The sequence below is a fragment of the Zhouia amylolytica AD3 genome, assembly GCF_000511935.2.
Classification (GTDB): Bacteria; Bacteroidota; Bacteroidia; order Flavobacteriales; family Flavobacteriaceae; genus Zhouia; species Zhouia amylolytica.
In genome coordinates this window covers 20,907-31,195 of record NZ_AYXY01000015.1, presented here as the reverse complement: position 1 = coordinate 31,195, position 10,289 = coordinate 20,907, and the positions used below count along the sequence as shown (strand labels likewise).

Sequence of the window (10,289 nt, the reverse complement as noted above, 5' to 3'; positions counted from 1 at the left end):
AGAACAAACTATAATGAATAAAAAACTATTGCGTAGCCTTACCCAATGGTATTATCATAAAAATTTGAAGTCGATAGGAATACAATCCACTAAAACTCAAGTCTCCCATTAAAATATGCACTTACCCAATTTAATAAATCTCAAAACCTGGGTTGTCATTAGAAATATAAATCATAGAAGACTTGAAAGGAATAAACAACAGTCTTATCTTCTTAATTGGTTCAAGCTAACGGGCCTAAGAAGACAATAAGCAAATGACTATCACTGTATTATGCCAATTCCATGGGTTATATATTTTTTTTAATAAGCTCTCTAGCTGCTTCTATAGGGTCTTCAAATGGCTTCACTTTATTGACCCCTGTTTTTTTAGTCCATTCAATTTCCCACTCTACTACATCAATTGTATTATTTGTTTTAAGAGCATTCAAAACTAATTCCATTCGATCATGGTAAAAATCACCAATTAATCCACTCCACACCCGACATGAGTAATCATTCACTGGTGGGCCCCAAACCGTAATTATATACTTAGCATTACTCTCGTAGTAATCTTTAAGTAGGTCTGTTTTACCACGTCCCCTTGCCATTTCAATCCAACGATCTAACCTATTTAAAGGATGAGAGGCCATCAACTTGTCTATATTAGTTAAAAGTTTAAGCCCTTTTTCTCCAGCCTCATCACCTCCTTTTATATTTCCATTTCTATACGCAATAGCAGCCATATTGAAGAATTCATCGGCTTTTAACCCTAAAGCCAGAGCAGAAAGTTCTATTGCATCAGCACAAAAATTGGGTGAATCAGATAACAGATTACTGCAATCTAAAAAGGACTGTACAGCCTTATAAAATTCGGGATCATTATTAACAGTCCCAATTCTTGCCTTACCCAACTGCCATCCAAATTGAGGATGAGGAACTAGTTTTTCATATGCACTTCGCCTTAATAAATCCCATGATTCCTTCATTTTAGCAGGGTACCCCCCATATCTATTCATACAATAGTTTTTTAACCATAAATCTAAATCAATAGGATTCTCTGTCCAGGCTACATCCGTCAATAACTCATAGACCACCGTATTATTTTCCAAGCCTTCCCCAGATATGGTAAACCCGGATAAGTTTCCATGATCAGCTGACTGAAGGGTTTCAGCTGCTCCTGTAGCATAAAGTGAAAGATTTCCCGTATATGCTGTCTTACCTCCCATATTTGGTACAAACCCATAAACCCATTGTTTTCCATTAAAAGCATTCATAAGTTTCCAATTGTTATTGTAATCATTAGCATAATCTAAAATAAGTACTTCATTTGATGGTACTTTACTAAATAAGGCCTCAACTGTTTTGGGGTTCCAAATATTTCGTTGATATGAAAACATCCAACCTTGAATAACCCATATGGCTTCAGGATTAGCAGATTTCACTATATCATATGTCTTTTTGCCATAATTGGCAAGTAGTTTGGTAACCGGTACTTCTGACTCAGGAAGTTGTAATTCATTGAAGCTATCAACCAAAAAATATTTGGCTTTGCCAAACTCATTTTGCCATTCCTCCATGAATAACTTACTAATCTTGGCAAACACTTCATCATCAGGAGCGATAAAAGATGGACGTTGGTCTTTCGGAAACCCATCATTCCAATGGGTTTCATACATTGTAATATCTGGAAATATTCGTTTTAGGCTCTTTGGTACAAACCCTCCAAATGATTGTACAACAGGTTCCATTCCTAATTGACGCATTCTATTTAGAATCTTATGCTGAAGATTAATTTGATCTTTATGCCACTCAGGAGGTAATGGACCGTTCACCTTTTGAATACAACCCATTCGCAACCAAGGTAAATGCGCAGGGCCAACATAAAAAGAATCGATTTCTTTCTGGGTCAGTCCTAATTTTTTCCAGACTCTTTCCGCAATAGCTTCTCTAGCAACCGAAGCCATCAACATATTAAAACCATGCATCGCCTGCCAATCAAGTTCTTTTTCCCACCTATCCCAATCCCAGTAAGGAGTTGTATAACCTGAAGTAACTGCATTAAATGCATGTCTAATAGGATAAGGTGACGTGTTTTTTGTTAAGGGAGCATCTGGCCATTTTTTTGGAATACTAAACTCAGGGCCTACCCAATCTAACATCCCTAATTGATTGCTTTTCAAATAATCGTATACTCCACGCGTTAGAGCTATGGTGCTATTTCCTTTTACAGTAAGTTCTCCATCTTGTGCCATGTAAGTATAAGAACTTTGTCCTAAAGATGTATCTATTTTTAAAACTATGTCTTCCTCCTTATTATCTAATACACGCTCTAAAACTTGATATGCTGCATGGAGTTCCGCATTGTATTCGGAATTTTCTATGCTTCCGCAGCTAACAATTATTACTAATAAAAAAAATGTATAAATTAATTTTCTCATAACACTTATTGAAGGTTAATTATTCCTTTGTCATTAATTACTAATTCGATAACTAACTACTACGTTATTTAATTATGTAATTGGATAAATTAACATAGATTATAAATCTATTAATAAATTATAATTCTGACTTTAATCCGACCTATGCTAATTCTATATACTAGACAGCTAATCTCCTATTCCCCTCAGTTGAATTGACCTGATAGCCTCATTAAGATTCATATTATGCTTAACTAATTCTTCATGAGCGGTTTTTTTATCAAACCCGTATATAATTTGTAAAATATTTTGTGCACGTTCAATAATCTTCTTATTAACACAATTTACATCTATCATATAAGATCCATATACCTTTCCCAGATTTACCATAACTGATGTTGAAAAAAAGTTAAGGATTTTTTTAGTTGCTGTCCCCGCTTTCATTCGCGTTGATCCTGCGATAACTTCATTGCCAGAATTCAATGGAATTATGTATTCGCAGAAACGCACCGCAGTTCTTGGGTGGTTTGTCTGAATTATCACAGTCAACGCCCCTCTACTTTTAGCAAAAGATAATGCCGATTGAACATAATGAGCAGAGCCACTTGCTGAAATACCAATAACAACATCTTCCGGCAATATATTCAACAAAAGCATTTCTGGCACGGCACTGGCATCTTCCTCAAAATCTGACTCTATTTCCATGGCAACATCTGACACCCCGCCCGAAATTAATGTAATCATCTTTTCACTAGGAAAACCAAATGTACAAGGGATTTCAACGGCATCCATCGCTGCAATCCGCCCACTTGTACCACAACCAACATAAATTAAACGTCCACCAGAATGAATTCGATTTACTGTTTTTTCAACTATAATATCCAAAAGTGAAAAGCACTCTTTTAGGGCCTTTCCTGCTTCTTGTTCCGCCTTCCAAAGTGTATTTAACCTTTGAACATTACTCATTTTGGGTAAATCTAGGTCTTCGTCATAAGCCGCTTCCGTAGCTATTTCATCATAACTTAGAGGATTTTCCAGTTGAGCAATTACATTTTGTCCCCTAGCCAAAGACAATGCACCTATTAATTGCAAATTATTACCCAATTCTGCAATTTTAACCTTTATTTCATTATCAAATTCATATTCAGGTGTATCTCTTAATCTTTCATTTATTTCCATGGTAAGCGGAAAATGAGCTGACTGAGCAGCATCTACCAAACCTCCACCTATAACCAGTTCATCTAAATTATAGATAAGGAAGGCTGTTTTAATAATATTGACCAAGCTTTCTAAATACTCCCTGCGAACTTGTTTATACTCTGATTTCAACAAAACTGACACCAAATTTCCTTCATTATCAAAGCTTGCTAATTTTGATGCACTGGCTATTTCATTAAAATTCTTACCAGAAGTCGAAATACTTCCTAACAAAGTTAAAGATTTCCCTGGCCTCCACCTTCTCCCATTTCTCCAAACGGTAAATCCTAGTCCTGTCCCGACAGGCATAACCCCTATAGTTTTATTACCATTCAAATTATTTGTTTCAGCCAATCCAATAGCAGTGGCGTCAGCGTCATTTATAAGAGTAATATTAGATTTCAATTCCTTCTCAATCCTACTTATCCATGTATCATCTTGAAATATTTTTAATTTTGGTGCTGATTTCAATAACTTATCTCCATGATAGTTAACAATACCGGCAATTGATATACCAATACCTTTAATAAAGTAATCACCTATACCAAGTATCGATATTGTTGTTTTAAAAAGGGAAATCAATTCTTCAATTGAAGTATTTTCATGCAAACCGTTTTTTATTCGTATGTGATTATTTTTTAATTCTTTTAAACATTCTTTTGTAAAAAATGTTTCATTAGTATTTATCCAGGATGCCTTCAGCCAATTACCTCCAAAATCTATTGCTAAATAACAAGTTTGTCCATTAATCATTATTTTCTTTTACTTAATAAGTGACGATTGTAACAAAAAACCACAGCGCAATTAAATAAAATCTGAGTACTGATATTTCACATAAAGTTTCATATATTTCGCAAAAAGTTTCATCCTTTATATTAATAACTTAATATAAGACACTTCCATTTATCATTTATGAGCAGAGTAAATTACAATTTCCCACTAACATATATGAATTGCCCTATAGAAAGCATTACAGGAATATGGGAATTTAAAAGACCTCCTTACTTTAAATATTTATGCTATTCTCTGTCGGGACATTTATTGCATTATGTTATAAAAGGATCTTACTGTATAAAAATAAATGGCAAAGAATATTCTGTAAAGAAAGGAGATGTTATTTACTATTATGAATCAGAAGAGGTGGAAACCATCGGAGATCATTCAGATGTTGTTTTTTATTCAGTAAGTTATCAAGCATCAAAGTTAATACCTCTTTCCACAAAAAATCGTGTTTTCAGGGCGGATGACAAATTACAAAAGCTATTTAAGAAACTTTATAAATCTTTCTCTTCTCAATCTGATATGGATAAAAGGCTAATGAGTTTTTCCTACCTATTAAATATACTTCATAAAATTGAAAAAAAATTTTTTGATTCTAATGATGACAATATTGAAGAAAGAGCCTTATGGTGGGAAATTGAAAGAAGAATTAGAAAAAGTAAAATGTTTAAACCCTCTTTAACGGACTTACTTAAAATTTCAGGATATAGCAAATCAACGGTTATACGGTCATGTCAAAAAGTAACAGGTTGTACACCAATGCAGCGTATTCGTCGGCTGAGAATGGAAGAAGCCAAAAGTCTTTTAAGTTTTGCTCACTTAAACGTTTCCCAAATTTCAGAATATTTAGGATATAATCGGGTTCATGAATTCTCCCGAGAATTTTCAATGTTTTACGGTGCACCACCAAGTAGCTTATTAAAAAAATAATTTAATATTTAATTATCTTAGGTTGTGTCGCATTAATCGATTGAAATTCTAAAAATAACACATTTTTAAATCTGGACTTGCAACAAAAAACTGGACAATTAGTTGAATGACTAAGCTGCTAGATTAAGGTTATACATGTCTAATTCAAATTCTCTTATAGTTTTATTCCCTAAAAAGGAATGTCTTCTTCTATTATTGTACCAGGTTTCTATCCATCCAAAGATCGATAACTCAGCTTCAGATCTTAACTTATAATTGTGCCTATAAACCCATTCTACTTTTAATGACTTAAAGAACGATTCTGCAACAGCATTATCCCAGCAATTACCTTTACGACTCATAGATTGATTTACTAAGCCATTGTAACTTTTAATTAAAGAGGTAAACTTATGGCTGGCATATTGTATGCCTCGGTCGGAATGAAATATTAAAGGCTGGGTTAAAGCTGTTTTCTTTATGGCCATATGCCAAGCTTTCATAATAGTATCCTCTGCGCTTAGATTGTCGCTTAGTGCCCACCCAACAACTTTACGGTTAAACAAATCAATAATGACAGTTAGGTATAGCCAACCTTGTTTGGTTTTGATATAGGTAATATCACTTACCCAAACTTGATTTTGTCTGCTTACTCCAAAGCATTGGTTTAATAAATTAGGCGCTATTGGGTAATTATGTTTACTATCTGTGGTTGCTTTAAACTTACGTTTCCGTTTTGCAAACAAGTAATTAGCACTCATAATACGAGCTACTCTGGGCTTTGATATTTTATAGCCTAATGTCTCCAGTTCTGTTTTTATTCTGGGTGAACCATAGCTCTGAAAACTATCTTTAAATATAGATTTAATAAGCGTGGTTAACTTTTGATTTTCCAACCATAATTTACTTGGTCCTGATTGCAACCAATGGTAATAGCCGCTTTTACTTACCTTTAATATTTGACACATCATCTCGACAGGAAATCTCATAAGGTGCTGCTTTATAAACCTGAATTTTTCTTGTCGCTCGAGGAGAAGATGCTGATGGCCTTTTTTAAGATGTCACGTTCCATTTCGGCATCTTTTAATGCCTTTTTTAATCGAGCTATCTCTTTTTCTTGATCTGTCATTTTAGGGTTACCCCGACCTGGAAAACTGTTTTTACCGTAATCTTTTAACTCCCTACGCCAACGGTAAAGTACTGATGGAAATATATCCAGATCCTCGCATACTTGTTTTACATTGCCTTTGGCATAACTTAACTCGACTGCTTTTTGTTTAAATTCTAAGGTGTAATGTTTAGATTTTCTTCTCATAAGTGCTAAGATTCAAACTAACTAACATATTCTCTCATCTTTATGTCCAGTCTAATATAGGAAGTCCAGATCTTTTAATATCCATTCATTCACATAGGCAATGCGCATAATCTTTTTTAGGTTGTTTAAATACTTCATCGAAGAATTATGATTGCATCCTCTTATGGATTTCAAAAAGTAATCAAACCTGTTTAAAAACTGTAAATCTACTTCGGTAACCGCAATGTCTTCTATTAAAAGATCCTCTTTTAAATGTTGCTCTAAATGATTCAGCGTTGTCCTATATCGCTTCACTGTACCTTCAGAATACTGTTTCCCCATCAGCTCCTCCATCTTCTTGTTATGATTTCTAAAGATTTCCAGTAGCATTTTGGGCTTAACATTAAAACTTCTATAAGCTTTGATTAGTTCTCTTGGGGAAATATACTTCCCCTGGTCAATATAGTTCTGATATAGTTTATTTATTTTATAGGTAACTAAATCAATGTATTCATTAATTTCTCTGGCCATTGTATTTCTTCCAATCATTTTACCAATATGCTGATCCCATCGATTCATCATTACTTTTCTATGTAGACTCATCTCTGCACGTTGTCCATCCATAGTGATTCTTAAATAGATATTAGCCTCTCCATTAATATCTGCTTTGCTTCGTTTTAAATAGAATAAAAGTGAAAATGTATTCGCCATAATTCATACCTTTTTTAACACTAACTGAGTGAAAAGGTATATAATAAATTAGCAATAAAAAAACAGTTAAAAATCTGAATCGCCCTGTTTATAGGGGTTTTGAGGCTATTCGGTGTCAGTTGAAATCAGTAAAAATGACAGACCCCGAATTACTCACCTTTTATATGCATTTATATGGTATTAAATGAAATGGAATAAAATGAAAATCCCCATAAACACTGAGGTTTACAGGGATTTGATAAAATTTAGATATAAAAATTGTGGAGTCGGGGAGATTCGAACTCCCGTCCAAACAAGCAATTCAAATGCTTTCTACATGCTTAGTCTTCGTTTAATTGTCGACACAAAGCTGACCGAAAACCGCCTACCTTGCGCTTAGCTTCTTAAGATTTGAAATTGTGACGAAGCTACACAACTTCTATGTTGACTTTTATGGTGTCTCTAATTAGATCGCCGTCAACAAGGGCTATCAAGAGACATCTCGCCTCCCCGCCTTGCGGGGACGTGGCCGATAATCTTACTATAAATTCAGATTAGGCAGCAAGAGCGTAGTTATTCTCGCCATTTAAAAAGTGTAGCACAGATATTAACGAGCATTAGTACTCTAGCTCGGCATGCTTACATTTCAATTCGACTCGCTGTCAAAACCAGTCGACCCCAATATTTTAAAAGAACGTTTTTTACTACTTTAGCTCCTCGGTTACCTTTATAACCTTTTAGGCATTATGTGCAACGCTTTAATTGAACACCCTAATCTTAAAGGAGGCCAACAAAGGTAAATCAAAAATTATTCCAAAAAAAGTTTTGTGTCATAAGTTCACTTATGTTACATTTGAAACTTATCAGACTATTAAAGTTATAAAAATATATGAAATTCGGAATCATTAGAGAACGTAAAAATCCACCTGATAAAAGAGTGGTTCTGTCACCGGAAGCTTGTACACAATTGCTAAACCAATACAACAACGCGAGTATTGCAGTCGAAAGCTCCGATATCAGAGTCTTTAAAGATGAAGAATACCTCAACAGCGGATTGGAAATAGTAAACGATGTCTCCGATTGTGATGTGCTATTAGGGGTTAAAGAGGTGCCGATTGAAGCGTTAATTCCCAATAAGAAATACTTCTTCTTTTCGCACACTATTAAAAAACAACCTTATAACCGTGATCTTCTAAAAGCAATATTGGAGAAAAATATTGAGCTCTATGACCATGAAGTCATAACAGCTCCTGAAGGTTACAGGTTAGTAGCCTTCGGACGCTACGCTGGAATTGTTGGGGCTTATAACGGGTTTAGAACGTATGGCTTAAAAAATGATGCCTTCAATTTACCCAAAGCTGAAAACCTCCCGAATCAGCAAGCACTGATCGATGCCCTAAATCGCATTCACCTTCCCAATATTAAAATCCTGCTTACTGGTGCCGGCCGTGTAGGTAATGGAGCGAAAGAAATGCTGGATGCAATGCATCTTAAAAAAGTCACCGTTGATGAATATATAAACAAAACATTTGAGGAACCTGTCTATTGCCAGGTTGATGTTTTGGACTACAACAAACGAAAAGATGGTCAACTCCTGAACAAAGAAGACTTTTACCAAAACCCGGATGCGTATCAATCTGATTTCATGAAATTTGCCAAAGTGACAGACTTCTATATTGCAGGACATTTCTTTGGCGAAGGGGCTCCGTATTTATTTACCCGAGATGATGCCAAATCAGCGGACTTTAAAATTAAAGTAGTAGCAGATATTAGTTGTGATATCGATGGACCTATAGCTTGCACCATCAGACCCTCAACAATCGCAGATCCTATTTATGGATATGACCCTCAAACTGAAAAAGAAATTGATTATAAGGCCCCTAAAGCTATTGCCGTAATGGCAGTAGATAATCTTCCTTGTGAACTCCCGAGGGATGCCAGTGAAGGTTTTGGTGAAATGTTCCTTAAATATGTAATTCCCGCATTTTTTAACAACGATAAAGATGGAATCCTGGAAAGAGCTCGTATGACTAAAGATGGTAATCTTACCAAGCGATATGAATACCTGCAGGATTATGTAAATGGGGAGTTGGTCTAACTCCCCAGAATTATTTTATTAATCGATTTTTTTAAACACCAACTGCATTCCGTTATCGTTATACAAATACAGTCTGTTGTCCTCTATCCTGTATTCCACTGAGCTTTGTAATGCTTTTAAAAACTCATCTTCTTTATTTTCACCCATGCAGGCCTTTTTAGTACTGATCACCTGCGTAAAACGTAATAAACCTTTTTCAAAAAAGATGGAACCCCGCATATTATTACAACCTGCGTAACCAAAGAACTTATTGTCTTTGGTATTGATTTCCATATTAGGTAATTCTTTGGTAAACATGTCAACCGTTACTTCTTCTTCTCCTAATTTTTCCAAAACCCACAGGTCGTTCAATCTGTAATCAGTTATGTAATTTCCACACCCTTCATAAATTGTATAATCGGTTTCATTACCCTTCTTTATTTCTACCTTAACTTTATATCCAAACTCATTGTCCGACATATTATCAGAACAAGCCCCCTGAGCTATTTGAATATTCATAGATCCACTTTCAACTTCCGCCTTATATAACTTAACATTGGCATCAGCAGCTCTGATCGGCTCTACTCCGGGCACTGTAAATTGCTTATGAGCCTCTGTTAGCGAAGTAAACTTTATCATATTATCAGCTATCTCAATACTCCAAAAAGGCTCTGTACCCACTCCTTTAAAGAATACACTGCTGTCAGTATTCATAGCTTCACTTGTTTTTGAATCATTCGTACTTTTTTCCTGTTTAACTAACATCGTATCTACCGTAGAGGTGCTATCTGCTTCTTCCTGTGACTTATTCTTTTTACAAGCCGTTAAAGACATCCCTAAAACTAAAATTGATAAAACTACTTTTTTCATTGTTCTTGAATTTAAACAATAAAGGTAATCTAAAAACTAGATTACCTTTATAAACTATCGTTAGATTTATATTAACCTT

7 protein-coding genes and 1 other RNA gene are annotated in these 10,289 nt (G+C 34.9%); 2 read left to right on the top strand and 6 right to left on the bottom strand.

Annotation, left to right across the window (positions count from 1 at the left end; translation table 11 throughout):
- Window positions 1–287: 287 nt before the first annotated feature.
- The gene (locus P278_RS04655) at window positions 288–2,417 is read right to left on the bottom strand and encodes an alpha-N-acetylglucosaminidase (protein ID WP_038263105.1); all 2,130 of its coding nucleotides are present in this window, start codon (window positions 2,415–2,417) and stop codon (window positions 288–290) included.
- A gap of 168 nt (window positions 2,418–2,585) precedes the next feature.
- Window positions 2,586–4,346, bottom strand: coding sequence for an N-acetylmuramic acid 6-phosphate etherase (locus P278_RS04650; RefSeq protein WP_038263102.1), 1,761 nt, complete (start codon window positions 4,344–4,346; stop codon window positions 2,586–2,588).
- Between the two features lie 159 nt (window positions 4,347–4,505).
- On the opposite strand from P278_RS04650, the gene P278_RS04645 reads away from it, so the two are divergent.
- Complete coding sequence (locus P278_RS04645; protein ID WP_082436087.1) at window positions 4,506–5,303, top strand: AraC family transcriptional regulator; 798 nt, start codon at window positions 4,506–4,508, stop codon at window positions 5,301–5,303.
- Between the two features lie 110 nt (window positions 5,304–5,413).
- On the opposite strand, the gene P278_RS04640 is transcribed toward P278_RS04645, so the two are convergent.
- The 3 genes from P278_RS04640 to ssrA all read right to left on the bottom strand — a co-directional run bounded on the left by P278_RS04640 (window position 5,414) and on the right by ssrA (window position 7,943).
- Window positions 5,414–6,594 (bottom strand): IS3 family transposase gene (locus P278_RS04640; protein WP_152973888.1). Its coding sequence is split into 2 segments (ribosomal slippage): window positions 5,414–6,339 and window positions 6,339–6,594, totalling 1,182 coding nucleotides; the frame shifts between segments, so codons are not numbered across the junction.
- A 51-nt stretch (window positions 6,595–6,645) separates the two neighbouring features.
- Window positions 6,646–7,284 carry a phage integrase SAM-like domain and Arm DNA-binding domain-containing protein gene (locus P278_RS04630; RefSeq protein ID WP_051413408.1) on the bottom strand — a complete coding sequence of 213 codons (639 nt, stop codon included), beginning with the start codon at window positions 7,282–7,284 and terminating at the stop codon, window positions 6,646–6,648.
- A gap of 258 nt (window positions 7,285–7,542) precedes the next feature.
- Window positions 7,543–7,943: a transfer-messenger RNA gene (gene ssrA / locus P278_RS16400) on the bottom strand.
- 209 nt (window positions 7,944–8,152) lie between these two features.
- Between ssrA and P278_RS04625 the strand changes: the two genes are divergently transcribed.
- Complete coding sequence (locus P278_RS04625; protein WP_038263090.1) at window positions 8,153–9,361, top strand: NAD(P)-dependent oxidoreductase; 1,209 nt, start codon at window positions 8,153–8,155, stop codon at window positions 9,359–9,361.
- Window positions 9,362–9,379: 18 nt separating this feature from the next.
- On the opposite strand, the gene P278_RS04620 is transcribed toward P278_RS04625, so the two are convergent.
- Window positions 9,380–10,210 (bottom strand): META domain-containing protein, encoded by an 831-nt coding sequence (locus tag P278_RS04620; protein ID WP_038263088.1) that lies wholly within the window; start codon window positions 10,208–10,210, stop codon window positions 9,380–9,382.
- Window positions 10,211–10,289 lie beyond the last annotated feature (79 nt).

Bases quoted from the DNA above. Each gene is read 5' to 3' on its own strand.
- P278_RS04645 (WP_082436087.1), top strand. From the start codon at position 4,506: ATGAGCAGAGTAAATTACAATTTCCCACTAACATATATGAATTGCCCT.
- P278_RS04655 (WP_038263105.1), bottom strand. From the start codon at position 2,417: ATGAGAAAATTAATTTATACATTTTTTTTATTAGTAATAATTGTTAGC.
- P278_RS04630 (WP_051413408.1), bottom strand. From the start codon at position 7,284: ATGGCGAATACATTTTCACTTTTATTCTATTTAAAACGAAGCAAAGCA.
- P278_RS04650 (WP_038263102.1), bottom strand. From the start codon at position 4,346: ATGATTAATGGACAAACTTGTTATTTAGCAATAGATTTTGGAGGTAAT.
- P278_RS04625 (WP_038263090.1), top strand. From the start codon at position 8,153: ATGAAATTCGGAATCATTAGAGAACGTAAAAATCCACCTGATAAAAGA.
- P278_RS04620 (WP_038263088.1), bottom strand. From the start codon at position 10,210: ATGAAAAAAGTAGTTTTATCAATTTTAGTTTTAGGGATGTCTTTAACG.